Annotated in this window: 24 protein-coding genes and 1 tRNA gene; 15 read left to right on the top strand and 10 right to left on the bottom strand. The window is 61.0% G+C overall.

What is annotated here, in order from left to right:
• Positions 1-81 precede the first annotated feature (81 nt).
• From A37A_RS0105075 to A37A_RS0105060, 4 genes are read left to right on the top strand one after another with little or no spacing between them, the layout of a single operon-like run.
• The gene (locus A37A_RS0105075; RefSeq protein WP_018290443.1) at positions 82-3,270 is read left to right on the top strand and encodes an efflux RND transporter permease subunit; all 3,189 of its coding nucleotides are present in this window, start codon (positions 82-84) and stop codon (positions 3,268-3,270) included.
• Positions 3,267-4,646, top strand: coding sequence for an efflux RND transporter periplasmic adaptor subunit (locus A37A_RS0105070; RefSeq protein ID WP_018290442.1), 1,380 nt, complete (start codon positions 3,267-3,269; stop codon positions 4,644-4,646). Before A37A_RS0105075 ends, A37A_RS0105070 begins: the two co-directional genes overlap by 4 nt.
• On the top strand, positions 4,633-4,974 hold the full coding sequence (locus A37A_RS0105065; protein WP_020494040.1) for a hypothetical protein: 342 nt from the start codon (positions 4,633-4,635) through the stop codon (positions 4,972-4,974). The genes A37A_RS0105070 and A37A_RS0105065 overlap by 14 nt, the downstream gene beginning before the upstream one ends.
• Before the next feature lie 57 nt (positions 4,975-5,031).
• Complete coding sequence (locus A37A_RS0105060; RefSeq protein WP_018290440.1) at positions 5,032-5,976, top strand: 2-dehydropantoate 2-reductase; 945 nt, start codon at positions 5,032-5,034, stop codon at positions 5,974-5,976.
• Between the two features lie 16 nt (positions 5,977-5,992).
• Here the strand turns inward: A37A_RS0105060 and A37A_RS15890 are convergent, their stop codons facing one another.
• Genes A37A_RS15890 through hisD form a run of 3 tightly spaced genes read right to left on the bottom strand, consistent with a single transcriptional unit; the run spans position 5,993 to position 10,959 of the window.
• Complete coding sequence (locus A37A_RS15890) at positions 5,993-8,503, bottom strand: ATP-dependent Clp protease ATP-binding subunit (RefSeq protein ID WP_018290439.1); 2,511 nt, start codon at positions 8,501-8,503, stop codon at positions 5,993-5,995.
• A gap of 17 nt (positions 8,504-8,520) precedes the next feature.
• The gene (locus tag A37A_RS0105050) at positions 8,521-9,621 is read right to left on the bottom strand and encodes a protein arginine kinase (RefSeq protein ID WP_018290438.1); all 1,101 of its coding nucleotides are present in this window, start codon (positions 9,619-9,621) and stop codon (positions 8,521-8,523) included.
• 48 nt (positions 9,622-9,669) lie between these two features.
• Entirely contained in the window at positions 9,670-10,959 is a 1,290-nt protein-coding gene (gene hisD / locus A37A_RS0105045) for a histidinol dehydrogenase (RefSeq protein ID WP_231363775.1), read from the bottom strand.
• Between the two features lie 303 nt (positions 10,960-11,262).
• Here hisD and A37A_RS0105040 point away from each other — a divergent pair, with 303 nt between their 5' ends.
• The 3 genes from A37A_RS0105040 (at position 11,263) to A37A_RS0105030 (ending at position 12,637) form a co-directional block, all read left to right on the top strand.
• Positions 11,263-11,679: a hypothetical protein gene (locus tag A37A_RS0105040; RefSeq protein ID WP_231363773.1), complete on the top strand. Its 417-nt coding sequence runs from the start codon at positions 11,263-11,265 to the stop codon at positions 11,677-11,679.
• Positions 11,680-11,960: 281 nt separating this feature from the next.
• Positions 11,961-12,233 (top strand): AbrB/MazE/SpoVT family DNA-binding domain-containing protein, encoded by a 273-nt coding sequence (locus A37A_RS0105035; protein WP_026195666.1) that lies wholly within the window; start codon positions 11,961-11,963, stop codon positions 12,231-12,233.
• Entirely contained in the window at positions 12,230-12,637 is a 408-nt protein-coding gene (locus A37A_RS0105030) for a type II toxin-antitoxin system VapC family toxin (RefSeq protein ID WP_020494039.1), read from the top strand. The genes A37A_RS0105035 and A37A_RS0105030 overlap by 4 nt, the downstream gene beginning before the upstream one ends.
• A 147-nt stretch (positions 12,638-12,784) precedes the next feature.
• Here A37A_RS0105030 and guaA read toward each other — a convergent pair whose 3' ends face one another.
• The 7 genes from guaA to rsmI all read right to left on the bottom strand — a co-directional run bounded on the left by guaA (position 12,785) and on the right by rsmI (position 19,117).
• On the bottom strand, positions 12,785-14,344 hold the full coding sequence (guaA, locus tag A37A_RS0105025; protein WP_020494038.1) for a glutamine-hydrolyzing GMP synthase: 1,560 nt from the start codon (positions 14,342-14,344) through the stop codon (positions 12,785-12,787).
• Positions 14,345-14,402: 58 nt separating this feature from the next.
• Complete coding sequence (locus A37A_RS0105020) at positions 14,403-15,581, bottom strand: GuaB3 family IMP dehydrogenase-related protein (protein ID WP_026195665.1); 1,179 nt, start codon at positions 15,579-15,581, stop codon at positions 14,403-14,405.
• A gap of 244 nt (positions 15,582-15,825) precedes the next feature.
• On the bottom strand, positions 15,826-16,563 hold the full coding sequence (locus A37A_RS0105010) for an energy transducer TonB (protein ID WP_231363769.1): 738 nt from the start codon (positions 16,561-16,563) through the stop codon (positions 15,826-15,828).
• Between the two features lie 11 nt (positions 16,564-16,574).
• Positions 16,575-17,006 (bottom strand): biopolymer transporter ExbD, encoded by a 432-nt coding sequence (locus A37A_RS0105005; protein WP_018290430.1) that lies wholly within the window; start codon positions 17,004-17,006, stop codon positions 16,575-16,577.
• Complete coding sequence (locus A37A_RS0105000) at positions 16,981-17,730, bottom strand: MotA/TolQ/ExbB proton channel family protein (protein ID WP_018290429.1); 750 nt, start codon at positions 17,728-17,730, stop codon at positions 16,981-16,983. The genes A37A_RS0105005 and A37A_RS0105000 overlap by 26 nt, the downstream gene beginning before the upstream one ends.
• Entirely contained in the window at positions 17,730-18,251 is a 522-nt protein-coding gene (locus A37A_RS0104995) for a hypothetical protein (protein WP_018290428.1), read from the bottom strand. Before A37A_RS0104995 ends, A37A_RS0105000 begins: the two co-directional genes overlap by 1 nt.
• An 11-nt stretch (positions 18,252-18,262) precedes the next feature.
• Positions 18,263-19,117: a 16S rRNA (cytidine(1402)-2'-O)-methyltransferase gene (gene rsmI / locus A37A_RS15885; protein WP_018290427.1), complete on the bottom strand. Its 855-nt coding sequence runs from the start codon at positions 19,115-19,117 to the stop codon at positions 18,263-18,265.
• A gap of 95 nt (positions 19,118-19,212) precedes the next feature.
• On the opposite strand from rsmI, the gene A37A_RS0104985 reads away from it, so the two are divergent.
• From A37A_RS0104985 to A37A_RS21755, 8 genes are all read left to right on the top strand, one after another.
• Positions 19,213-19,296, top strand: a tRNA-Leu gene (locus A37A_RS0104985).
• 807 nt (positions 19,297-20,103) lie between these two features.
• Complete coding sequence (locus tag A37A_RS0104975) at positions 20,104-20,349, top strand: hypothetical protein (RefSeq protein ID WP_155996480.1); 246 nt, start codon at positions 20,104-20,106, stop codon at positions 20,347-20,349.
• Positions 20,350-20,518: 169 nt separating this feature from the next.
• Positions 20,519-21,298, top strand: a complete 780-nt coding sequence (locus A37A_RS18165) for a ribonuclease HI family protein (protein ID WP_196799502.1) — start codon at positions 20,519-20,521, stop codon at positions 21,296-21,298.
• A 57-nt stretch (positions 21,299-21,355) separates the two neighbouring features.
• Positions 21,356-22,492 (top strand): hypothetical protein, encoded by a 1,137-nt coding sequence (locus A37A_RS0104965; RefSeq protein WP_018290423.1) that lies wholly within the window; start codon positions 21,356-21,358, stop codon positions 22,490-22,492.
• 43 nt (positions 22,493-22,535) lie between these two features.
• A complete protein-coding gene (locus A37A_RS0104960) occupies positions 22,536-23,141 on the top strand; it encodes a hypothetical protein (protein ID WP_018290422.1) in 606 nt (201 codons plus the stop codon).
• Between the two features lie 492 nt (positions 23,142-23,633).
• Positions 23,634-23,840 (top strand): hypothetical protein, encoded by a 207-nt coding sequence (locus A37A_RS21260; RefSeq protein ID WP_020494034.1) that lies wholly within the window; start codon positions 23,634-23,636, stop codon positions 23,838-23,840.
• Between the two features lie 96 nt (positions 23,841-23,936).
• Positions 23,937-24,488 (top strand): reverse transcriptase domain-containing protein, encoded by a 552-nt coding sequence (locus A37A_RS21760; protein WP_018290421.1) that lies wholly within the window; start codon positions 23,937-23,939, stop codon positions 24,486-24,488.
• A 173-nt stretch (positions 24,489-24,661) separates the two neighbouring features.
• Positions 24,662-25,115, top strand: a 454-nt coding sequence (locus tag A37A_RS21755) for a reverse transcriptase domain-containing protein (protein ID WP_018290419.1), incomplete at its 3' end; no start/stop codon positions are given.

Below are 25,115 nucleotides of genomic sequence, written 5' to 3'. Positions count from 1 at the left end.
CATTAACGCGGCCTTAAAGCATCGCCGGAATTCTTCCAGCGTCTAGCAAGGTTCTTCGGGTTCAAGGGAGTAACTTCAGCTATGATGGCGCTTGTCCGATTGGCATTGCGCAAGCCCTACACCATTGGGGTGATGGCGGCGCTCATCTTCGTCCTGGGTTTGATGACCATCACGACGACGCCGACGGACATCTTTCCCGAGATCGACATCCCCGTGGTCAACGTCGTCTGGTTCTACCAGGGCATGACCCCGGAGGATATGACCAATTACATCACCACCTTCAGCGAGTTTACGTTGACCCAGTATGTCGACAACGTACAGCGGGTGGAATCCCGGACGCTCTATGGGCTAAACGTCATTCGAATGTACTTTCAGCCGGGGACCAGCATCGATATGGCGCTTGCGGAGACGGCGGGGATCTGCCAGACCGTCATCAAGCGGATGCCCTTGGGGACCACCCCTCCCTATGTGCTCCGCTACTCCGCGTCCGAGGTTCCCGTGATCCAGGTGGCCGTGAGCGGAAAGACCAAATCGGCCGCAGAGCTTTTTGACTATTCCTGGTATGTGCTGCGGAGGGATCTGGCCACCATTCGCGGATCGACCTGGCCTCCGCCTTGGGGAGGAACTCCACGGTTCATCATGGTCGATACCGATCCCAACCAACTCATCGCCAGAGGGATGACCGCAGATGGCATCATGAGGTCGCTGAGTGATCAGAACGTCGATCTTCCCTCAGGCGACGTCAAGATCGGGGAGTATGACTACCTGGTCAGCGTCAATAACGTTCCGAAGAAGGTAGTCGATCTCAATAACTTTCCAATCCAGAAGGTGAACGGGCAGATCGTCTACCTGCACGACATCGGTCATGCGCGCGACGGGGGCGCCGTTCAGTGGAATGTCGCCCATGTCGACGGAGTCCCCGCGGTCGTCCTCCCCATGCTCAAGAACGGCATGGCATCGACCCTGCAGCTCGTCGGCGACCTTCGAAAGCTTCTTCCGAAGTCTTTGGCTGCGGCACCCGAAGGCGTCGACATCCGTCCGATCTTCGACCAGTCTGTCTTCGTCCGCGAGTCGATCCAGGGCGTCGTGAAGGAAGGGCTGATCGCAGCGACGTTGACCGGAATCATGATCCTGGTCTTTCTGGGCAGTTGGCGGAGCACCCTCATCGTCCTTACCTCGATCCCTCTCTGCATCCTGGTCGCGCTCTTCATCCTGAGCCGGATGGGGTATACCATCAACATCATGACCCTGGGCGGCTTGTCGCTCGCGGTCGGCGTGCTGGTGGACGACGCGACCGTGGAGGTGGAGAACATCCATCGCAACCACGGACTGGGGAAGCCGCTCATTCAGGCGATCCTCGATGGGGCGGCGCAGATCGCGAACGCAGCCTTCATGGCGACTCTCTCCATCTGCATCGTTTTCACCTCCGTGATCTTTCTCGAGGGGCCGCCCAAGTTTCTGTTCACTCCCATGGCTTTGGGGGTGGTCTTTGCCATGCTTTTTTCCTATTTCCTTTCGCGGACGCTTGTCCCGACGATGGCCGACATGCTGATCACAGCGGAGGAAGAGGAGAAGCATCGCCAGTTGGCCGAAGGAAAGCCTGCGAGCAGGTTTCAGCGCTTCCACCACAAGTTCGAAGAGCGCTTTGAGTCCTTCCGCGACCGTTTTGCCGCGATCTTGCGCTTGGCGCTGCACCATCGTGCGGCAGTGTTTGTTCTCTTCGGGGTCTTGGTCGCGGTGACGGGTCTCGTTCTACCCGTGGTCGGGCGGGATTTCTTCCCATCGGTCGACGCGGGGAAGTTCCGGCTCCACGTCTTTACTCCACCGGGCACCCGCATCGAGAGGACGCAGCGGATCTTCGGCCAGATCGAGCGCTATATCCGTAGCCAGATTCCGGAGGAGGAGATCGACTCGGTGGTCGATAACATGGGAATCCCGTTTTTCTATCCCGCAGCCCTCGCCTACAGTGACACGATCAACGAGGGGACTTTCGATGGGGAGATCTTGGTGTCGCTCAAGGAGGATCACCGCCCGACGCCGTACTACATGAAAAAGTTGCGGGAGGAGTTGCCGCTGAAATTTCCCGGCTGCCGTTTCTTCTTCCAGGCCGCAGATATGGTCAACCAGATCTTGAACTTCGGATCGGCCGCCCCGATCGATATTCAGATCGAGGGGAAGGACGAGAAGCTGATTAGCGACGTTGCCGTGAAGATGGAGAAGAGGATCCGGCAAATTCCGGGTGCGGTAGACACCACCATCTATCAGATGAAGCAACCCTATCTCCACATGGAGGTCGACCGGATTCGCGCCCTCGACCTCGGGATGACGCAAAAGCAGGTCGCCGACAATGTGTTGAATCAGTTGAGTTCTAGCTACGTCGTGGCTGCCAACTACTGGGCGGATCCGACTACGACCATCAACTACCCGCTCGTGGTGCAGAGTCCCCAGTTCAAGCTTGATTCCCGGAACTGGCTGATGAACATCAACGTGGGCTATCCTTCGGACGAGATCTATTCTCGCTTGCTCACCACCCATCTCGAGCCACAGCTCATAAGCAACCTCATGGAAATTCGCCGGACGAGGAAGGCGGCGGTCATCAGCCACTACAACATGAAACCGCTGAAGAACCTCTTCGTGAATATCCAGGGACGGGATTTGGGAGGGGTTTCGGGCGACGTGCAAAAGGTCGTCGACGAGTTTGGCAAAAAGCTTCCCCCGGGATACGATATCCATGTGCGCGGGCAGGCCCAGAGCATGAACAGCGCCTTCCTCCGGCTCGGCCTCGGCACGGTCTTTGCGATCATGATGGTCTACTTCCTGCTGGTCGTGAATTTTCAGGGGTGGTTAGATCCTTTCATCATCCTGACCGCGCTGCCCGTCGGTGCCTGCGGAATCGTCTGGATGCTCTACTTGACCGGTACGACCTTTAACGTGCCCTCGCTCATGGGAACGATCATGACGGTCGGGGTGGCGACCTCGAACAGCATCCTGCTGATCACTTTCGCCAACGATGAGATGCGCAACGGGAACGACGCGACCACGGCGGCATGGCTGGCGGGGAAGATTCGGCTGCGTCCGGTGGTGATGACGGCAGGAGCCATGATCCTCGGGATGCTGCCCATGTCCTTGGGGTTGGGGGAAGGGGGTGAGCAAAACGCTCCTTTGGGAAGGGCGGTGATCGGCGGCCTGCTCTTCGCCACGGTCGGCACCCTTTTTGTGGTTCCGGTCATCTACTCCCTCATTCGCGGGCGTCCGGAGACAAGGGGATGAAGGAAGGCTTTGAACCAATCGGAAACGGGAGTCTTCCTGCCAAGGAGGAGCGGAAGATTCCGCACGACCCCGGAGAGCGATGGAGCCGAGCCCATCAGGGTGGAGAAGACGGCGTGATCGAGACGCCGGAGACCGAAATCGCGCCGGAGGAGGGAGATGTTACCGGTAAAACGGACGGGGAACTCCCGAAGGCAACGGGAATTCGCCGTTTCGCCATCCTTTTCGGCGGAGTATTGCTCGCCTTGTTCCTGATCGGGTTGATCCCGCGTTTCTTCAATAAGATCGCACTCCACCGGGCGATGCTCGCGGGCGAGAAGACCGCGGTGTCGGTGATGTTGCCGGAAAAGCCGAAGCCCGTGACCGATCTTCTCCTGCCCGGGACCGCGCGTGGGTACTACGAGACGCCGCTCTGGGCCCGGGTCAACGGTTATATCAAGAACTGGTGGGTCGATATCGGAGAGCGTGTCCAGGAAGGGCAGCTCATGGCCGAGATTACAGCACCCGACATCGACAAGTCGGTCGAGGCGTTCGAGGGTGCCCTCCACTCCTCGGAAGCAAACCTGGTTATCGCCCGGATCACGCTGGATCGCTGGAAGGGGCTCATCCTGACGCGGGCGGTCTCCCAACAGGCGCTCGACGAAAAGCAGGCGATGTATGATGCCGCCCTTGCCCGGGTGAACGCGGCGCGCGGGCAATTGCAGCACTACGAGGAGCTGAAGTCATTCGAGAAGATCATAGCCCCGTTCTCGGGCATCGTCACGGCGCGGAACATCGACGTGGGAACCCTGGTGTCCCTGGGAAGCGACAAGGCCGTCCACGAGCTCTATCGGGTCGCGGTCAATGATCTGATGCGGGTCTACGTCGCGGTTCCGCAAAACTATGTGCCTCAGATCGTGTTGGGGGAATGGGCCGACGTGACCGCCTCCGAGCTGCCCGGAGTGGTCTACCATGGAATCGTCGTCCGAACGGCGCAAGCGGTCGATCCCCTCTCTCGGACGCTGCTGACAGAGGTAGACGTCGGCAATCCCGACCAAAGGATCGTCGTCAACATGTACGTCGACGTGATCTTCCATCTGCCCACCGCGAGCACCCTGCTGCTCGTGCCCGTCAACGCGGTCGTCTATCGGTCGGAAGGGAACTTCCTGGTCACCGTGGATAAGCAGTCCAAGGTCCGCTTCCGGAAGGTAGAGCTCGGCCACGACCTCGGAAACCAGATGGAGATCAATTCAGGTCTGCGGCCGGACGAAAGAGTGATTCTCAATCCTCCGGACTCGCTGGAGGAGGGAGACCCAGTCATCGTTGCCGCCGATCTCACCAAGTCGGCAGACGGAAAAGCGAAAAAGGAGGGGAGGCAGGAGAAGCATGGCAGCAGGTGAACCATTGAGCCATGGGGCGCACGCGATCCCGGAAGGGGGAGGCGTGCAGCAAGCGGAGGAACGAGTCGCCTTTTTTAGCATCGAGTCCCCGGGACGAAGCTGGGTTTTCCCCTACAGCCGGATTCTCTTCGCTCATGCGGATACCGAAGGCCATCGCTTCTTCATGCGGACCATCAGCCACGACCTCTGGCTGACGGGTCAGAAGCTTGGGCAGTTGATCTCGCTCTTCCAACGGGAGTTGGTCGCCGATATCCGAACGGGAAGCAGCGAGTGGGGAACAATCGAAGAGATTGAAGTCAGCGAGAACCCGGCGGGCATGTTCCAATAGCGCTCGTGAAGGCGCCGTTGCGGAAAGACGAGGGAGAGGCTGTAATTTTGTGTTCGGATGAAGATCGGAGTCGTCGGAGCGGGTGCGGTGGGCTCCTACTACGGGTCTCTGCTAGCCCGCGCCGGGAGCGAGGTCACTTTTCTCCTCCGCAGCGACTGGGAAGCCGTCATTCGGCGCGGGTACTGGATCGAGGAGCAGGGGAAGGAGCCCTTCCACCTCTACCCGGTGCGGGGATTTCGCCGGACCGAAGAGATGGGGCCATGCGATCTTGTCCTCATCGCGCTGAAGGCGACGGCGCGGGAAGCCCTGCGAGAGCTGCTTCCCCCTCTGCTCCAGCCGCAGACGGCGCTCATAGCCTTGCAAAATGGCTTAGGCAACGAGGAATGGCTGGCAGAAGCCTTCCCCAACCATCCTGTTCTCGGTGGCATCGTCTTTGGCTGCCTGACGAGGACGGCACCCGGGAGGGTGGAGAACGTCGGCTTCGGAAAGATCGAGCTCGGAGCCTACGCGGGGGCTGGGGAAGTTCTCCTGCGGGAAGTCGCCCTACAGTTCGAGCGGGCGGGAGTTCCCTGTTCGGTGGTCGAAAGTCTCGAGGCCGCCCGCTGGCGCAAGCTTGCCTGGAACATACCCTTCAATGGCATCTCGGTCGTGGGGGGCGGATGCGACGTCGAGGAGATCCTGCGTGATGCTGAATTGAGGCGGTTTGCCGGCGGGTTGATGGAAGAGGTTGCCGCCGTGGCAAAGAGTCGGAAGCTTCCCCTTCCCGAGGATTGGACGGAGCGGATGATGGAGGACACCGATCGAATGGGTAGCTATCGGCCCTCCACGCTAGTGGATTTTCTCGCGGGGCGCTCCATCGAGGTCGAGGCGATTTGGGGCGAGCCGCTGCGGCGCGCCCAGAAGCTGGGCGTATCGACGCCGCTTCTTCAGGCGATCTACGCTCTTCTGCGCTCTCTCGACCGCCGCTCCTTGGGTACGAACTTTGTGAGGCACGCCGGCTAGAGGCTCGCCTGGAAAGTTATGCCGCGGTAGCGGCCGAAGGCTTGCTCGGAGCGCTCTTGGCTCCGCCGGCCGTGAAGGTCAATGTCCCTTCCCGGACTTCGACCAGGATCGACTTGGCTGCGTCGAAGCGCCCTCGAAGAATTTCCTCTGCCAAGGGATGCTCCACATACTTCTCGACTGCGCGGCGCAAGGGGCGTGCGCCGTAGGTCGGGTCATAGCCTTTCTCGATCAGAAAGTCGATCGCAGCCGGACTCAACTCCAACATCAACTTGCGGCTCTTCAAGCGTGCCGTCACTTTTTCGACCTCGAGAGAGACGATCTTGACCATGTCCTCTCGAGTGAGGGAGCGGAAAACCACTAAGTCGTCGACTCGGTTCAGAAACTCGGGCTTGAAGGTCCTTTTGGCGGAATCGATCATCCGCTCCTTCATCTGTTCATACCCCGCTTCGTCGCGCTTGGCAGCAAAGCCCAAGACACCGGGCTTGATCCCCATCTCGGCTCCAACATTGGAGGTCATGATGACGATCGTGTTTCGGAAGTCGATCTTCCGGCCCAGGCTGTCGGTCAGGATGCCCTCCTCCAAAATCTGCAGGAGCAGGTTCCAGACGTCCGGATGCGCCTTCTCGATCTCATCGAAGAGGACGACGCAGTAGGGCCGCCGCCGCACCTTCTCGGAGAGTTGGCCGCCCTCCTCGTAGCCCACGTATCCCGGCGGCGCTCCGACCAGCCGGGAGACGTTGAACTTTTCCATGTATTCGCTCATGTCGAGATGGATGAGCGCGTCGGCGCTTCCGAAGACTTGTTCAGCCAAGGTCTTAGCAAGCATGGTCTTTCCAACGCCTGTCGGGCCGAGGAAGATGAAAGAGCCGATCGGTCGCTTCGGGTCCTTGAGATCCGCACCAGAGCGCTGCAAGGCTCGCGCCAGCGCATCGATCGCCTCATCCTGGCCAATCACACGTGCTTTGAGACCTTCTCCGATGCGCAGAAAGCGATCCTGGTCTTGCTCCGTGAGGCGAGCGACCGGGATGCCAGTCGATTTGGCGACCACCTGCATCATGTCGTCTTCGGTAATCACGACTTCTTTTTGGTCGCGGTGCTCCCTCCAGTCGGCGAGGACACGCTCGAGCTGTTCCTTGGCCTCGCGCTCCTTGTCACGGAGGGCTGCGGCCTTCTCAAAATCCTGAAGCTTGATACACTCATCCTTCCGCGTCCGAACCTCGGCGAGCTCTGCTTCCAACTCCTTGACGTTGGGCGGCCGCATCGTGGAAGCGATGCGGGCACGTGCCCCCGCTTCGTCCATTACGTCGATCGCCTTGTCAGGCAGGAAGCGCGCAGTCAAGTAACGCTCGGAGAGATGGACCGCCGCTTCGATTGCGGCATCGGTGAAATGGGCCTTGTGGTGCGCTTCGTACTTTGGCTTGAGTCCGAGAAGAATCTGCACGGCCTCCTCTTGAGAGGGGGCTTCCACCACAACCGTTTGGAAACGACGTTCGAGCGCCGCGTCTTTCTCGATATACTTCCGATACTCCGCCAGAGTGGTGGCACCAATGCACTGGAGCTCGCCGCGGGAAAGCGCCGGCTTGATGATATTCGAGGCATCCATGGCCCCTTCTGCTGAGCCTGCTCCAACGATGGTGTGGAGTTCGTCGATGAAGAGGAGAACATTCTTGCTTCGCCGGATCTCCTCCATCACTGCCTTGATGCGCTCCTCGAATTGACCCCGGTATTTCGTCCCGGCCACCATGAGCGCCAAATCGAGGGTGATGACTCGTTTCTCTCGCAGCATTTCGGGAACGTTGTCGGCCGCGATCTCCTGGGCCAAACCTTCGACGATCGCCGTTTTGCCCACCCCCGCTTCGCCGATGAGCACCGGGTTGTTCTTGGTCCTCCGGCAGAGGATCTGCATCACCCGTTCAATCTCACTTTTGCGGCCGATCACCGGGTCGAGCTCTCCTCGCCGGGCCAGATCGGTCAAATCGCGCCCGAAGGCTTTGAGGGCCGGGGTCTTGACCTCCTTCTTCGTCCCAGGCTCCGTGCCGCCGGCAAATGCAGGCTCCGCACCTTCCTCTTCCCCTCCTCCCACGGCAGAGAGGTTGGGATCGAGTTCCTTGAGAATCTCGTTGCGGACGCGCTCCAAATCGATCTCAAGATTCTTGAGAACCTGCGCAGCAACCCCTTCTCCCTCCCGCAAAAGCCCAAGGAGGATGTGCTCAGTGCCGACGTAGCTGTGGTTGAGCCCTTTTGCCTCTTTTTGGGCCAGGGCGAGCACCTTCTTCACGCGGGGCGTGTAGGGAATCGGAGTGGTCGGCTTGCCCTCGACTTCCATGCTCATCTGCTTCTCCAACTCGACTCGGACCGTCTCGAGATCGATGCCGAGCTTCTGCAGAACGTTGACGGCAACGCCTTGCGCCAGCTTGATCAAACCCAGGAGCAGATGTTCGGTTCCCACGTAATTGTGATTGAAGCGCTCCGCTTCCTTTCGGGACAACGCCAGGACTTGTTGTGCTCGCGGAGTAAAATTGGTCATTGGTTTTCCTCTCTTTCCTAACTATGCAACGATGAGGAGAGTTGTCCAGACTCCGGAGGCGGTAAATCCCGCAATCGAGACCGGAGAAAGTCCGCCCGGAGGGCGTCCCTCTCCTCCGTGGAAAGCTTTTTTTCCTGGGAAAGCCGCAAGTGAGCCGGTTGTGTTCGGATCAAGCACTCCTCGTCGACGATGGAACGGCAGCGATCCGGGAAAAGCCTCATGTCGATTCCCAGCCGAAGCAGAGAAAGGAGATTGAGGGCCTCTTTGGAGGAGATCGTGTATGCATTGGCCAGCACACCGTAGGCACGGCTGACGTGATCCACCACAACCCTCGGCCGCTCTTCGAGGAGCTTCTGGCGGGCGTTTTCCTCGTGCTGGACGACCTGCCCGATCACCTTGTGCATCCGCTCGAGAATCTCCTCCTCACTCTCCCCCAGCGTCATCTGATTAGAAATTTGAAAGAGATTGCCCAGGGCCTCGGTTCCCTCTCCATAGAGCCCGCGGACCGCGAGTCCGATCCGGTTGACCGCCTTCACGATCTGGCTGATCTGCTCGCTTAAGACCAGTCCGGGAAGGTGCATCATCGCGGACGCGCGCAACCCCGTTCCCACGTTGGTCGGGCAGGCGGTCAGGTACCCGAGCTTGGGGGAGAAGGCGAACTCCAGTTGCTCATCGAGCTCCGTGTCGGCTTTGTCGGCAATCCGCCAGGCGGCTTTCAGCTGCAATCCACTTTTGAACGCTTGAATGCGAAAGTGATCCTCCTCGTTGATCATCAAGCTGATCGTTCGGGTTCGATTGACGACGACCCCGCTTCCCGCATTGCGGCCCGCGTGTTCCCGGCTGATCAAATGTTCCTCCACCAGGACCTGCTTCTCCACCGGAGTAAAATGGTCCATCGAGTCGCAGAGGAGGGTCTCCTTCATGCCGCTGAGTCCGACCGCAGCGGGCAACGCCAAGGCCAAGACCTTCTCTCGCTCAGTCCTTCTCGCCCAGCCAGGGAATGGGAAGCGACTAAGATTCCGAGCAAGCCGAATGCGGCTGGACAGCACGATCCGACTGTTCTGCTCCCCGGAGTGAAACCATTCGCAGGGAGCTTGCAAAAGCGCCTGAATCTTCAAATCACCTCACCATAATCGAACGAAGCTGGTCCTGCAAGGAAGCCCTCTTCATTTCCGCAACTTCCTCGGGCTCACCCGGACGGCAGCGGACCGACCATGGGCCGCCAACCCTTCGATCTCCGCGAACCGAACGATCCGCGACTCAACCCGTATGAGGGCCGACCGCGAATATTCGACGACGCTCGCCCGCTGAAAGAAATGTTCCATCCGCAGTCCGTCGAAGGCACGTGCCGATCCTCCCGTCGGGAGGGTGTGGCTCGGGCCGGCCAAAAAGTCTCCCGCGGCGACAGGGGAATACGCTCCCAGGTAGATTGCCCCGCAGTGGCGGACCCGTCCAGCGGCCCGGCGGGGATGGCGAACCGCAAGGGAGAGGTGCTCTGGCGCGAACTCACCCACGAGCTCCAAGGCTTCCTCCAGATTCCGAGTCAGGACGAAGAGAGCGTGGTCCCGCAGCACCGCCTCGACCACGGCTCGGCGGGGCAACGTCTTGGCCTGCTCCTCGATCTGAGCGACCACCTCCTCCAGGACCTTCGCGCTCGAGGTGAGCAGAAGAATTCGGCTCGAGGCCCCGTGCTCCGCCTGCGCCAAAAGATCAGCGGCCACGAACTGGGCCCGCGCGCTCTCATCGGCCACCACGGCGACCTCGCTCGGGCCGGGAAGCAGGTCGACCGCGACCAGCCCGAACAGCTGCCGCTTGGCTTCGACGACGTAGGCATTGCCCGGGCCGAAGATCTTGTCCACCGGCCGAATGCTCTCGGTGCCGTAGGCGAGCGCGGCGACGGCCTGGGCCCCTCCCAAGGAGTAGACCTCCGTCGCACCGGCGGTGCGCAGGGCGTAGTAAAGAACCGGCTGGATCGGCGGAGGGCTGACCGCCACGATCTCCCCGACCCCGGCCTCCCGGGCGAAAGGGATGGTCATGAGGGCGCTCGACACCAGGGGGGCGCTTCCGCCGGGGACGTAGACCCCGACCCGGTCCAAGGGCAGAAACCGCTCCCCGACCCAGGCGCCTTCCCGGTTCTTCATCCGCCAGTCCCGGGGACGCGACGCCCGGGCAAACCGCCGCACATTGCCCAGCGACCAGGCGATGGCCTTCCGAATGGCGGGGGCGGGGCGCTCGGCCGCGTCCTTCCGGCAAAAGTCCGCCGTCGAAAGAGTGACCTGGTCGAACTCTTGGGTCAACTCGGCCAACGCCTTGTCCCCTTTGCCCTCGACCCGTTCGAGGATCGAGCGAACCCGTTCGGAAAGCTCAGGGCTGGGAAAGGCGCGGCGGTGAAGCTGCTTGCGGACCATGCTCAGATCCTCACGGTCGCAGCGCAAAATCCGGTAGCGGCTCGTCATCGTTGTTACATTCTAGCAAGTGGCACGCCAACCTTCCGCAAAAAAGTTCCGCCAGGCTCCGCCTTCTGCCTCCCTGCGTCGGCCCGGTTCGGAGAAGCCGAGGTGCCGCGGGTGGCCGGCCCATCTCCAACAAAAGTTTTCGCCCAAGGCAAGAGGGAAACGGCTGGCTTTGCGCAGGCGGCCGTGATGAGATGGAATGACACGCAACACGCGATCGAGGGGATTCCGGGATGGCTCCCATCTCCTCTCGACTGCCCGCTGGTTCGGTTCGGAGAAGATTCGATGAAACACAACACGTTGGATATGAAATCTTTACTCTTAGCTCTTGGCTTGCTGGCAGGCTTTGCTCTTTTCCCCCTGCAGGCCCAACATCATGGGGGAGCCAAAAAGGCCGGCACAGAGCAGGCCGCCGATGACCAAGACGAGCACGAAGGCCATAAGATGGAGGGGATGGAGCACGGCATGAGTTGCGGCGGAAAGGGCGGCATGGGCGGCATGGGTGGCATGGGTGGCATGGGTGGCATGAGCCACGGCATGGGCGGCATGGGTGGTATGGGTGGCGGAAGCGGGGAAAATTGGGATCAGATCATCCGAGAAGTGGAAGAGACCAAGAACCCGAAAGCCACGGCGCGCAAGCTGCGGATGAAGGCGGATCTGATGAAGGCCGACGCGACCGTCTTGGAAAAGTACGCCAAGGAGTTGGAAACCGGAAATCCCTGAACGGATTTCCTCCTCTGACTCTCGGCGGCAAGGCAGCCCTGCAGGGGCAGCATCATTGCCTTCGCGTCTCTGATTTCAGATCGGCGAGCCGCTTCCCGACCGGCCTGTCGCTGCCAGAATGAAGGCGACTGTGCGGTCGTGCAGGAGTCGATTGCACTGGATCTGTCGAAGTCGCGCAAGCGATGCCCTATTCCGGGCGGTGAACTTTAGGCGGATCCCGTCAGCCCTTGATTTGAATCGGGCAGGCATATACAATGCGGCATATACAAGGAGCCGATATCATGCCCATTCCCATGCCGCCACCCAAGCGCAAGCAAGCCAAGCTATTCCGTAACAATCGCAGTCAGGCGGTGCGGATTCCGGTTGAGTTCGAGCTGCCGGGGGATCGCGTATGGATACACCGCGAGGGCAGCAAGCTCATTATCGAACCCGTGAACAGACCCACCAACCTCATCGAATTACTAGCGGAGTGGAAAAAGGAAGAACCGCTTGGGCCAGAAGATCAATTTCCGGAAATCGAGGATATGCCCGCCAAGCCTGAGGAGATATTTTGAGCAGGTATCTGCTCGATACAAACATCATCAGCAACATTGTCCGCAACCCGTTCGGGTTGGCCGCTCGCCGCATGGAAACGGTCGATCCCAAAGAGCTTTGCACCAGCATCATTGTCGCCGCCGAGTTGCGTTATGGCTGTGCAAAGAAAGGGTCGGCCAAGCTGCGCGCCAGAGTGGAAAGCGTACTGGAAACAATCCCGGTGCTGCCTCTGGCTGTTCCAGTCGATGCCGAATATGGAGGCATCCGCGCAGAGCTAGAGGCGGCAGGGCAGATCATCGGCCTCAATGATCTATGGATTGGTGCTCATGCTTGCGTGCTCGGGATGACACTGGTCACGGAGAATACCAGAGAATTCCATCGCATCCGTGGCCTCAGGGTCGAAAACTGGATGGAGGGAGAATGATACCTGTTCGTGGGAGTGGGTTTCCCGTCCAGGGTATCCTGCTCCGGGGGAAAACCGGCGCCCCGCCTTGCATCCAGGTTCATTTCGCAAGGCGCAGGAGAACGCTTGTGAGACATGCAGGCTACGATGCTCTCGGATGGGCCAACCTCATTCCCACTCGATGGTTGCGGGGGGCTTGGAGGAGATGTCGTAGACGACCCGGTTGATTCCGCGGACCTCCTGGATGATCCGGTTGGAGATCCGGGAAAGGACCTCACCGGGCAGCCGCGCCCAGTCGGCGGTCATCCCATCGACGCTCTGCACCGCCCGGACCGCGGAGGTCAGCTCGTAGGTACGGGCATCGCCCATGACCCCCACGCTGCGGGCTGGGAGAAGAACGGCGAAGGCTTGCCAGACCTCCTCGTAGAGCCCCGCCCGGCGGATCTCCTCGATCACGATCGCGTCGGCGGCGCGAAGCAGCGCGAGATGGTGGGGATTGATGGGAGCCAGGCAGCGGACCGCCAAGCCCGGACCGGGAAACGGGTGGCGGAAGAGGATCTCCCGGGGAAGCTCCAGAAGCCTGCCCAGTGCCCGGACTTCGTCCTTGAATAGAAGGCGGAGCGGCTCGATCAGGTGCATCTTCATCCGCTTGGGCAGACCGCCTACATTGTGATGGCTCTTGATCACTGCGGGCCGGCCACGGCCCGCCGCGGCGCTTTCGATGCAGTCGGGATAGAGGGTCCCCTGCGCCAGGAAGCGGACCGGTCCCAGCTTCCGGGCGGCCTCCTCGAATACATGGATGAACTCCCGACCGATGATCTTCCGCTTCCGTTCCGGATCGGCCACCCCCCGCAGCTTCGCCAGGAAGCGCGTCGACGCATCCACGACGTGGAGCGCAAAGCCCATCTGCTCGCCGAAGAGATGGCGCACGTTCTCCACTTCTCCCTGGCGAAGGAGGCCGTTGTCGACGAAGAGGCAGTGGAGCTGGTCGCCGATGGCCCGATGGAGCAGGGCTGCGGCGACGCTCGAATCGACTCCTCCGCTCAATCCCAGGATTACCTGCTCCCCCCCAACCTTTGTTCGGATGTCGGCGCAGCTCCGGTCGAGAAAAGAGGAGAGCTTCCAGCTTGCCGGAGCGTGGCAGATCCGGAAGAGAAAGTTGGCGAAGATCTCCTTCCCCAGGTCGGTATGGGTCACCTCCGGATGGAACTGGAGGCCGTAGAGCCGGCGATCGGGGTCGGCGATCGCGGCATGGGGCTCTTCTTGGGTCCGCGCGAGAACGACGAAGCCCTTGGGCGGCTGCGATACCCGGTCGCCGTGGCTATTCCAGACTGTCGAATGGCTGGGAAGCTCGGCAGAGAGCGGGGAAGAGGCGCGCCACTCGAGCACCGACCGGCCATATTCACCGGATTTCGCTGGCTCGACCTCCCCGCCCAGAAGCCGGGTCATGGCTTGGAGTCCATAGCAGATCCCAAGCACCGGAAGTCCGAGGGTGAAGATCGCCGGATCGGGCACGGGCGCCCCTTCTTGGGCGACGCTCGACGGTCCTCCGGAGAGGACGAGACCCTTTACCCCCGGCCGGGCCAGAGCGCGAGCGGGGGTCTCGGGAGAGACGATCTCCGAGAAGACCCCGAGCTCCCGGATGCGGCGGGCGATGAGCTGGGTATACTGCGAGCCGAAGTCGAGGATGACGATGCGGCTTTCGGCCTCGCCCTCGTCCGCCCGCATCGCGGACCCTTCTACTTCGCGGGTCTTCCCCCGAGCGGTGGGAGGAGGCGACATCGGCTTAGCGGGTGCCCATCCCCACCGATTGCACCATTTGAAAGAGCTTCCCCTCGGATTGAATGGTCGGCGCGATGATCACCTCGGTTTCCTGAAATTCCCGGATCGTGGCCGCCCCTGTGTTCCCCATCGAGGTCATGAGGGCGCCTACGAGGTTTTGTGAGCCGTCATCCACCGTCGCCGGCCCGAAGAGAATCTGCCGCAAGGGGCCGCTGATTCCCATTTGAATGCGGGTCCCTCGGGGAAGATTCGCATGGGGTGTGGCCATACCCCAATGGCTTCCTTGACCCGGGGCCTCTTCGGCCCGGGCGAAAGCAGAGCCGATCATCACGGCGTCTCCCCCGCAGGCGATCGCCTTGCAGAGATCTCCTCCGCGGCGCATCCCGCCGTCAGTAATGATCGGCACATAGCGCCCCGTTTTTTTGTAATAGGCGTCTCGCGCGGCGGCCGAGTCGACCGTGGCCGTCACCTGTGGAACCCCTAGCCCGAGCACGCCCCGCGAGGTGCAGGCCGCCCCCGGCCCCACTCCGATCAGCACGCCGCTGACCCCGCACTCCATCAGATCGAGGACAACGTCGTAGGTGACCGCATTCCCAACGATGACCGGCGCCCGCATCTGGCGGCAGAAAGCCGGCAGGTCAAGGGAAGCGTACTGGCGGGAGATATGCTTGGCGGTGCTGACCGTCGACTGGACCACGAAGAGATCGACCCCTGCCTCCTGGGCGATGGCGCCGAAGGCCTGAGCCTTCTGCGGAATGGCCGAGACCGCCGCGGGCACCCCCTGCGCTTTCAACTCCTCGATTCGCTTGGCGATCAGGTTCTCTCGGATCGATGCCGAGTAGATCTTTTGCAGTAGTTCGGTCACCTTCCCCTGGTCTGCCGAGATGATTTCGCGGATGACTGCGCGGGGATCCTCGTAGCGTGTCTGAACCCCTTCGAGGTTAAGGATGCCAAGGCCCCCCAATCGGGCCATCTCGACGCAAAAGGGGACGTCGGTCACCCCATCCATGGCGCTGGCCAGGATCGGGATTTTGAGCTGCAGCGGCTCGCCTGAGGGACGGGGAATCGTAAAGCTTGTATCCACCTCGTCGGGATTGATGGTAATTCTCCCCGGGACGAGCGAAATCTCGTCAAAGCCATAACAAACCCGCGCCTTTCGATTCTTTCCAATCCACATTCCCATGATCAGATTGCCCCTTTCTCTTCGCTTGCGATCACTCGCTGCTCCGCCGAGCACGATGGACAGCGAAACTGCTGGCGATTCGGCGAAATCGTAACCCTCTCTCCGCAGAACCGGCAGATGATGACTCGTCCGGCCGAACGCCGCCATGCGCGCCTTCTTGCGGCAAAAGAGAACCATACCCAAAGAAGGACCGCAAGAGGAACGGCGACGTAGAGGAGAAATGCCTCCGGCATCGTGATCCGCATCATGGCGTACCCTGGTCCCGAAAATGCCAAAAGACCTTGACTCGTCCCCAGGTCATGGAAGCACTCGGATCGGGCGAGAAGCGAAGCCGCTGGATCTCCCGGAGGGCCGATTCGTCGACCCGTCTCTCCCCGCAGCTTTCCTGGAGGAGGACAGCGCAGGGGAATCCTTGCGCATCAACGGCCAGGCGGACGACGGTCGGCCCCGTCTCCGAAAGCAGCCGGACCGAAGCCGTCGGCGGCTTCCACGGGGTGGTCAGACGGCGGGAAAGCACCTCATCAAACTCGGCGGCGCTTTCGGCAGGGACAGTGGCTTGCAGGCCTGCCGTCGCCGGCGGGGGAATGGGCGGAAGCGGCAACCAGAAAGCATTGCGGGTTTCCACGGGTCGAGCAGGGAACAGTTCGGGGTCTCCCGAACCATGGATCGGCTGATCCACCTTTTCCCGCTCGGTCGGGAGAGGTTGCAACGGCATCGGTCCTGGAGCATCCAAAAGAGCGCTTTGGGGGCGGATGAGACGGCTCGGATCCGCAAGCTCGAGCCAAAGGCCGATATTGCGAGCGAAGGCGGGATTCGAATCGGCTGCCGAGAAGAGATAAACATGGCTGGTCGGGACGGGTTCCAGAAGAGGCGGGACGTAGGTGACGTCACAGTAGATCAGCACAAAGAGGTGGACGGCGGCGGCCACCGCGCAGGTCAGCACGAGCGGCAGGCGGAATTCTCCTCCAGAGGGTTCGCCCATCTTCACACGGCTCACGGTTCCCCTCGGCGTTCACCCTCAGGCTGCGTGGCCAGCAGAACCGACCATTTCTGTGCGAGCGCGGCGTTCATGATCTCCACCAAGAGCCCGGCCGGAGCCTCCTTGTCGGCCCGGATCACCAGGGTCTGCGGCGGCCGTCCTCGGCCCGCTTCCTCGAGAAGCTTGTGGATACCGGGGAGGTCGAAGATCTCGTCATTGTAGAAGATCAAGGGCTTTCGGCCGCCGCCCCCCTTGGTTTCCGGGGTCAAGGTCACCGAGATGATCCAGCCGCCGGAGGGGAGCCGCACCCCGAGGGAGCTCTTCGGAAGCTCGACCACGAGCCCTGGCTGGGTGACGAAGGAGGAGCCGAGAAGGAAGAAAAGCAGAAGCAGGAAAACGACCGTGATCAGGGGAATCAGTTCAGTCGTCCCGCGCAGCAGTGCCAAGCGAGGCTGTAATCTCGTCGGGGAAGGAAGCGGCACGGTTCGATCTCTTGCCGTCGGCGAGCGCGTGCAGAACCTCGATGGCTACGCGTTCGATGTCCTGCGCGATCGCCGCAACGCGGGTTAGAAGATAATTATAAGCGATCGAGGTGGGAATGGCTACCGCGATTCCCGCGGCGGCGCTCACCAGGGACACCCAGATGCCCGAGGCCAGGTCGCTCACTGAGACCGAGCCCGAAGCCCGGTTCATGGCAAGAAACGCCTCGATCATGCCGGTGATCGTTCCCAAAAGCCCGAGAAGGGGGGTGACATAGCTGATCGTCGCTAAAATAGGGAGGTGGGCTTCGAGCGGGGGCAGAGCGAGCTGGGCCGCTTCCCGCGTCATCTCCCGCAGCTCCGCCGGCGGATAATCCCGCCGCAGGATTGCCTGCCGCGCGATCTCGGCCGCGCGGGCTGGCGTTTCCTGGCAGCGAAGGAGGGCCTCCTCGTACCTTGCCTTCCGCAGTAGGTTGCCAAGACCGGTCAGGAAGGAGTCCACGTTGCACTCCGCCTTTCGGTAGAAGAGCATCCGCTCTAGGAAGACCCCGGTGGCGAGAACACTGCAGAAAAGAATCGGCCACATGACGAGCCCGCCGCGGTGGACGATTTCAAAGAGGCTGATCGCTTCCGGGACTACGCGGGGATTCGCCTGGCCTGCAGCCAAAAGGAAAAGAGTGTAGGTCGACATCACCAGATAAAGGATTTGGCTTGGGCGATGATCCGGCTTCGGTCGACCACCGTGAACCGCCAAGCGTAGACCCGCCCGTGCTGCGTGTAATCGTCCCCGACCACCAGGAAGATCGACCGGACGTTTCCGTGCGCACGCCGGGCAAAATCGACCTGCGACCAGACGGCTTCGCGCGTCTTCGTCTGCCGATATTCGAACCGGGCCAAGAGATCTCGCGGCTTCCCTCGGTTCTTCCAACTGATCACGTAGATGTCGCCCTGTCGCACGGCCATCTCCTCGGGGGTGATCGCCCCCCAGTTCCAGTACAGCTTCTCGTACATCAGGCTTTGGACGTTGCCGGACTTGGCCTTCTTAACCGGAACATTGAGAAGGTTCCAAACCTTGGTCACCTTGACCCGACGATCGAGCGCGAGATACTCGCCTCCGGGCTGCAGTTCGTAGGCCCGCCGCACCTCCTCGGCCAACCCGCCTGCCGGTGGTCCGAGCAGCGCGAGCCAGAGAAAAAGGTAGAACTTCTGCACGCTCCGTTCTTCTACACCACCGGGGTCGACCTGGAAAGACAAGGATCGGCTCCGTCTCCCCCTCGCTGATTTCTTCCGGGCGCGCGCCTTGCTTCCTCCGCCCCTTCCACGACGACGCAAAACTCTCCCCGCGGCTCCCGGTCCCGGAACTCCGCCAGCAACGCTCCCGCGCTGCCGCGGAGAACCTCCTCGAACTTCTTGGTGAGCTCCCGGGCGAGGCAGATCCTCCGGGCTCCCAGGATCGCAGCGGCCTCTTCCAGCGATCGTCGTAATCGGTGGGGAGATTCGAAATAGACCGAGGTGCAGGTGCGCCCCCCGGCGGCCGCCCACTCTCTCTTCCGCGCTCCCCCTTTTACCGGAACAAAGCCTCCGAAATAGAACGGGGTCGTCGAAAATCCGGAAGCCAACAGGGCGGCCAAGACTGAGGAGGGCCCCGGAATCACCTCCACCCGGATCCCCTCCTCGGCGCATCGCCGCAAGAGCCTCTCCCCGGGATCGGAGATTCCCGGCATCCCCGCGTCGCTCACCAGAGCCACTCTCTTCCCCTCCCGCAGCGACGCAAGGAGCCCCGAAAGCCGCTGGGCTTCATTGAACCGGTGGCAGCTCACCAAGGGCTGATGGATTCCATAATGAGCCAGGAGCTGGCCGGTCCTCCGGGTATCCTCGGCCGCAACTAGATCCGCGTCCCGTAGGATGCGCAGAGCCCGCAGCGTGATGTCCTCCAGGTTTCCAATTGGGGTTGCCACGACCCAGAGCCGGGGTCCCTCGGAAGCCGGCGTTGCCCCTGTCTCGCCGCTTTCCCGGTCTTCCTCTCGAGGACATTCGTCGTCCTCTTTTCCTGCCCTCTCTTCGTGCTGCTGCTTCATGGATGGCGTGAGAGACACGATAGGGCAACCGGGGCCTACCAAGCGAGCCCCGCCTCGACAGGCGGGCGTCTCTCCGCTACGCTGGCCTGGACGCTGGGCTCGTGGCGAAACGGTAGACGCGCTAGACTTAGGATCTAGTGGGGCGACCCATCCGGGTTCGAGTCCCGGCGAGCCCACCAGGTTGTCTCCGGGTTTTTTCGAAGGAACTTCAAGCGGTTTTCGAGCAGGTTAAAGCAGCGTCGTGCAAAATTAAGTGGGATATTGTGGGATGTACTGGGATTATCCGGGATGTACGCTTGGACGGATCGCCATGGCTACTCTGGTGAGAGACATAGATTGTTCGGCCGACGCCGAACTTGCCCGTTGATTCCTCACCTCGCCGCTATGGGCGCATAACTCCTCCAAGAACACAAAGATTCCCAAAGACGCACCCCAGTGGGAAATGGACGATTTCCCGGTAGTGATGACCAAGCGAACGCTTGCGGAGCTTCTCGGCGTCTCAACCAGGACGGTAACCGACTGGACGACGAAGGGACTGCTCAAGGCCCTCCGGCCGACGCCGCGCCTGACGCGCTTCCTCGGAAGGACGTGGTCAGGTTTCTCGAGTGCAATGGACGGTTTGGGAGCCGGCGATGAGCCGCGCCCCCGCCACGCCCCGGCGTGCGGATCCGCCCCGCAGTGTTGGAACGAATGCTTGGCGCGGATCGGGATAGGGGCCGCTGGTGCGACATGACATGCATACCTGGCAGGTCGAACGGCGCAAGCGCAAGCGGCATGGGATCGCAACTCGGCGGCCGCCTCGTCAAGGCTGGAATCGCGGACCTGAACGCGACTGACCGCGCCACTCTACGGTGTGCTGCGCTGAATGGATGATAAGTTCCAAAGGCGTCTGGGCGAACACGCGCGGGCGCTACGGATGGTGAAGGGGAAGCATGCCCTGTTGAACGATCCAGCCCACAATATCCAAGCGGTCACTTCACTTGTTTGTGATACATCAGATGCTGTGCGAGTTGGTTGCGCTGCTGGATCGCCGCCGGCTGGTTGGAGAGGATCTGTACGGTACAGTCATGCTGTACGCGAGCCACAGGCTGATCGCGAATGAAGTGTTCGGCAGCGTCAACTGGCACGAGTTGCAGACATTCCTCGAACGCTCCAAATCGGCGGATATGGCCAGCGTCGTCATCCGGCGCGTTGAGTGGGAAAAAGATCCAAAGACTGGATTGCACTGGTAAACGGTTTGCGGAGCGTTCTGTCGTGGACGCGTCTTGCACGGCCTGAGCGCAAAGCAAACCAAGGAGTGTTACTTAACGGACGCAAAGACGGGAAAGCGTATATCTTTGGAACCGTCTATACGGTTCGTCGATGCGGAGGAGTTTTTGGCGAAAGACTGAAAGGGAGGCCATGAAGATCTTCTCGGACGGGGCCTGCGCGGGCAACCCTGGGCCAATGGGAATCGGCGGATTGCTACTGGATGGCGGGCGATGCGTTGAGCGATTCAGCCAGAACGCCGGCCACGGAACGAACAACGAGGCCGAGTATCTAGCGGTGATCCGGGCACTGGAGCTTGCCGTCAAGCATTCCGCCCGGGCACCCGTCCTGCACGCCGATTCCCAACTGATCGTCAACCAGCTCAACGGCGGATACGCGGTGCGGCAGCCGAGTCTGCAACGACTCCATCGGAAAGCGGTCGAGCTCGCGCGGCGATTGCCCGGCGGCGTCCGCTTCGTCTGGATCCCGCGAGAGCAAAACACGGAGGCCGACGCCCTGGCGAGCCAAGCTTGCGGGATCCCGCAAGCCCCGATCACGGAGCGCGGCGTGGAAGTGTGGAAAGACGCTTCCTCCCGAGCCGCATCCGTCCCTGAGGATGCGCATCCCGGATTGAAACGCTTCTTGTCGCTGAGCGATCCTCGCTTCCGCGACTACGCGAAGCTCCGGGTAGGAGGACGGGACGCCGTAAGCCGGCTCAAGACGGAGCGGCTGATCGACGCGATCCGTGACCGGCATGGTCCCAAGGCGGCATCGTGGATTGAGGCGGCGCTTCGGGATGGCGTCGAAGAACCGTTCGGCAAGACAGCCTTGCGCTGGTGCGCTCGGGGTCTGCCGCCGGACAAGGCGCTCAAGAAGGCGGCGGTGGACAAGGAGATGGCTGAATTGGCAAAAAGGGGAAGAAGCGGGCGGTGAGCCGCAAGACGGGATGAGCAAGGTTTCACTCACTTCCCGCAAAGCACTGTTACAGATATGAAGCGCCAGGAAGAGGAAACGCCAAAAGCGGCCCAGCAGGAAGAGGCCGTCAAGCGCCGGGCCGCCAAAATCGCCTACCAATACGGAGAAGAGAGCGAAGAAGCACGAAAGCGGGCAATCGCTCTCTTCCGCGAACTGAGCCCGTTATGGCAAACCAGATTCGAGGCAGACATGTCGCCGGAAACGCTGGCTGCATGGAAAGCGCTCCGCGAAGCCGCCTCCGAGGGACGTAAGCAGAAGATCGAGAACGCGCGTTTAGAACGCCGGAGAAGATTCGACAAGGCGTTGGCGCCGCTTCTGGCGGCGGGTTACGGCAAGGCTGTCGCCGCTGCTGGGTCGGGTCTTCGAATGGCGGAGATGGATGGCCTGCTCTCGCCCGAGGAAAGGGTGCAATGCCTCGAGATAAGGAAGAACGCCCTTTTCGCGGAAAAAGTCCGCACGATCCTGGGATGCACGAGGACCGAGCTCGACCGGTGGGATGCCGACGGCCGGCTGCTGCACAGGTTCACGACCGCCATCGATGTGAATGGCAAGCGCGTTCACGCCAGACGCTGGCTTCTGCCGGAGGTCGAGGCCGCCCACGCCAGGATCGGGCAATGGCGGAACCTGGATGAAGCGGCGAAGAAGAAACGAAGAAAGCTCGCCCGAAGCAAAGGATGGTTGGAGCGGGATTGGGAAAAAGGCGTGCAATTGTTGTCACGCCGCATCGACGCCCTGATCCGGCGTCACGGGACGCACGGGATCGTCACCTTCGAATTGGACCGTCCGATTGCGGTCGTCATCCGTCCTCCGGCATGGGATGAGGGTGACTCCGTGAAAAAGTACGTCCTGCGCCACATTGGGGAATTCATGGCCAAGCCTGGAGCCGAAGCCAAGATCGTCGTTCGGATTTTCACGGCTGCCAAATGCAGGGTCAACGTTCCGGGCAATGGGGTTGTCGAGGTGCCGGCGAAAAAGGTCTACGGGTTCGGCCTGGTGAACTTCAAGGGAATGGTGGCGTTTGGACCCGTGGACAAGGAGGACGTCTTCGTCCATTGCAGCACCGACGCACGCAATGGACTCTTGCTAGCGCCGGAACCCGATGTCGAATACTGCGGAAATGTCCGGTTTGCGGATCCGCTGTGGAATGTATGAGCGGACCAGACCGCCGAGAGGTCGGCGAGGGACTTTTCATGACATGAAAAAGACACGTCAAATCTTTGCCGTACTCATCGTCTGTTTCGCATTTTTCGCCGGTTACTATGCCACCGATTACATACAGGTCCCCGGGCGAAAAAGCCAAAAAGCGGACACCAAGAAGGAGAGTGGGCAAACGGAAACCGCCTCTGGAAAGAGCATGGAGAAGACTGAACAGCTACCCGCTTCCAGCCCGCCAGCAAAACTATCAGCGACCGCTTCTCCCATTACGCAAGCGGTTGACCCGAAGAAAGAAGCCAAAATGCTGGAGGAGGAATTGCAACAGATACCAGGATGGAAGGCCTTTGCCGCAAGGCGCATCGAAGCGATTAACCGAAGGATAGAAGAGCTGAGTACGGCACGGCACAAGGAACGCGACATAATGGTTCAAGTCCCAATGATCAATGGAGCGTTCGAGCTACCAGCTGAGCGAGACAGACAGCAATACATCCTCGCTGGCGCAGACGACCTGGCAAAAGTGGACCGTGCCTTGCTGGATTTGGACGCAGTTTCCGATCCAACATCTAGCACGGATGCACGGAGCAAAGCCGAAAACTTACGCTCCCAGCGAAATGTCATCTTGAGAAAAATGGGCATTATCCAGTGACCGGTTCTCGTTTTGGACAGCAGTCAACTACCCCGGCTCTTCGCTGAATGGAATGGGCGGAGGGAGCGGATTGGTCATTGAGAGATGGCATGGACGGTGAGGTGCTCCCTGTGCGTCCGACCAATGGAAGCAGTTTGTAGGGAGCACTTCAGGTCAAGAGCGCGACGGGGACGCGTTTGTGTTTGCCGCTCTGTTCAATGACCATGTCTACCCTGACTTTGATACTTTTTCGCCGACCTTGTGATTTATCAATTACTTAGCCTGACTTTGACGTGCGCCGTGAAAAGGGTGCATCGCCCAGTGGGGAGGGAGTGATCTCCACCCGGCAACTATTGCTCCAGCCGGAAGCACCCGGAGCGGCTGCTGGTGGTAACGCCGGTGGTCGAAGCCTCTGGGAAAAGGCCCGGAAAGCGGGTCAGCGAGCAAGCAGGCCCTAACGGAAGTGAACGCTGAACAAAGCCTCGAAACGGGCAATGCGGACGCCGAGCTCGTATGGAAGAAGCGAAGGCCGTTGTCTCCCTGGGAAGGAGAGCAATCGACGGACTGGGGAGAGCCGCCGGGGTAATGGGCGAGGGCATGCGGGCAAAGGACGATGCATCAACACGGGAGGCCCATCTGGCCGGGAGTTCGGGAAGACGCCGAGCGGACCGACCGCTGCCCTGCGAGGGGCCAAAGCGGGGCCGGGTGGGAATCGGATAGGCCCAAGGTACCGGAGAACTCGGAGAAAGACCGAGGGAGGGAAGGGGCCTTAGTTCAAGGGAAACGTACGAAGGAGAGAGAGCACGGAGATTGGCGATGAGTCTAGAACCTCCCTTGCGTGTTCGGAAGCTCCAGACGACGTTGCAGGAGAAAGCGAAGGCAAGTCCGACCTATCGCTTCTACTCCCTCTACGACAAGCTCTACCGCGAGGATGTGCTCGCCTACGCCTGGCTGCTCTGCCGAAAGAACGGCGGGGTAGCGGGAGTCGATGGGCAGACCTTCGAGAGGATCGAGGAAGAAGGGGTAGAGAGGTGGTTGGACCGATTGGCGGAAGAACTCCGAAACAAGACCTATCGGCCTCAGGCGGTCCGGCGGGTGTGGATCCCCAAACCTGACGGGAAGCGGAGGCCCTTGGGGATACCCACCATACGGGATCGGGTGGCACAGATGGCAGCGGTCCTCGTGCTGAGTCCGATCTTCGAAGTGGATTTAGCAGAAGAACAGTATGCCTATCGAGAAGGGCGAAGCGCCTTGGATGCGGTCAAGAAGGTGCATGCTCTCCTCAACACGGGCTACACCGAGGTGATCGACGCCGACCTCTCCGGCTATTTCGACAGCATCCCTCACCATGCCCTGATGAAGAGCTAGGCCCGGCGGATTTCCGACGGCGTCATGCTTGCTCTTTTGAAGGCATGGCTGGAAATGTCCGTCGAGGAAGAAGACGAGCGGGGAGGGAAACGGCGGACGACCCAGGCCAAGGATCGAGAGCGAGGCCCCCCCCCCAAGGGGCTCCCATCTCCCCTCTACTGGCCAACCTCTACATGAGGCGGTTTATCTTGGGATGGAGGAGGCAAGGATGGGCTGCAAAGTGGGCGGCGCACATCGTATCGTACGCCGACGACTATGTGATCCTCTGCCGACATCACGCCCAGGAAGCCCGGGAGCAAATGGAGAAGATCATGGAGCGAATCGGGCTCACCGTGAACCCGGAAAAGACCCGGATCTGCCGAGTGCCGGAGCAGAGCTTCGACTTTCTCGGTTACACCTTCGGTCTTTGCTACAAGCCCATCACGGGCCGAAGCTACCTGGGGACTCAACCCTCCACGAAACGGGTGAACCGGCTGCTGCAGAGCGTGAGCGAACGGCTCCGCCGGAACACGCTGGGAAGGGACGGTGAGGAACTGGTGTTGCTCCTCAACCCCCGGCTGCAAGGATGGGCAAACTACTTCTGTCTTGGATCGGTCAGCCGAGCGTACCGGGCAGTGGATCGTCATG

Origin of the sequence: Verrucomicrobium sp. 3C (assembly GCF_000379365.1) — a bacterium.
GTDB lineage: Bacteria > Verrucomicrobiota > Verrucomicrobiia > Methylacidiphilales > Methylacidiphilaceae > Methylacidimicrobium.
The sequence above is the reverse complement of the archived record's forward strand: the minus strand, read 5'-3'. Positions and strand labels throughout refer to the sequence as shown.

Excerpts from the sequence above, each read along its gene's own strand:
- A37A_RS0105075 (WP_018290443.1), top strand. The coding sequence starts at position 82 with ATGATGGCGCTTGTCCGATTGGCATTGCGCAAGCCCTACACCATTGGG.
- A37A_RS0105070 (WP_018290442.1), top strand. The coding sequence starts at position 3,267 with ATGAAGGAAGGCTTTGAACCAATCGGAAACGGGAGTCTTCCTGCCAAG.
- A37A_RS0105065 (WP_020494040.1), top strand. The coding sequence starts at position 4,633 with ATGGCAGCAGGTGAACCATTGAGCCATGGGGCGCACGCGATCCCGGAA.
- A37A_RS0105060 (WP_018290440.1), top strand. The coding sequence starts at position 5,032 with ATGAAGATCGGAGTCGTCGGAGCGGGTGCGGTGGGCTCCTACTACGGG.
- A37A_RS15890 (WP_018290439.1), bottom strand. The coding sequence starts at position 8,503 with ATGACCAATTTTACTCCGCGAGCACAACAAGTCCTGGCGTTGTCCCGA.
- hisD (WP_231363775.1), bottom strand. The coding sequence starts at position 10,959 with ATGACGAGCCGCTACCGGATTTTGCGCTGCGACCGTGAGGATCTGAGC.
- A37A_RS0105040 (WP_231363773.1), top strand. The coding sequence starts at position 11,263 with ATGAAATCTTTACTCTTAGCTCTTGGCTTGCTGGCAGGCTTTGCTCTT.
- A37A_RS0105035 (WP_026195666.1), top strand. The coding sequence starts at position 11,961 with ATGCCCATTCCCATGCCGCCACCCAAGCGCAAGCAAGCCAAGCTATTC.
- guaA (WP_020494038.1), bottom strand. The coding sequence starts at position 14,344 with ATGCGGGCGGACGAGGGCGAGGCCGAAAGCCGCATCGTCATCCTCGAC.
- A37A_RS0105020 (WP_026195665.1), bottom strand. The coding sequence starts at position 15,581 with ATGGGAATGTGGATTGGAAAGAATCGAAAGGCGCGGGTTTGTTATGGC.
- A37A_RS0105010 (WP_231363769.1), bottom strand. The coding sequence starts at position 16,563 with ATGGGCGAACCCTCTGGAGGAGAATTCCGCCTGCCGCTCGTGCTGACC.
- A37A_RS0105000 (WP_018290429.1), bottom strand. The coding sequence starts at position 17,730 with ATGTCGACCTACACTCTTTTCCTTTTGGCTGCAGGCCAGGCGAATCCC.
- rsmI (WP_018290427.1), bottom strand. The coding sequence starts at position 19,117 with ATGAAGCAGCAGCACGAAGAGAGGGCAGGAAAAGAGGACGACGAATGT.
- A37A_RS18165 (WP_196799502.1), top strand. The coding sequence starts at position 20,519 with ATGAAGATCTTCTCGGACGGGGCCTGCGCGGGCAACCCTGGGCCAATG.
- A37A_RS0104965 (WP_018290423.1), top strand. The coding sequence starts at position 21,356 with ATGAAGCGCCAGGAAGAGGAAACGCCAAAAGCGGCCCAGCAGGAAGAG.
- A37A_RS0104960 (WP_018290422.1), top strand. The coding sequence starts at position 22,536 with ATGAAAAAGACACGTCAAATCTTTGCCGTACTCATCGTCTGTTTCGCA.
- A37A_RS21260 (WP_020494034.1), top strand. The coding sequence starts at position 23,634 with ATGGAAGAAGCGAAGGCCGTTGTCTCCCTGGGAAGGAGAGCAATCGAC.
- A37A_RS21760 (WP_018290421.1), top strand. The coding sequence starts at position 23,937 with ATGAGTCTAGAACCTCCCTTGCGTGTTCGGAAGCTCCAGACGACGTTG.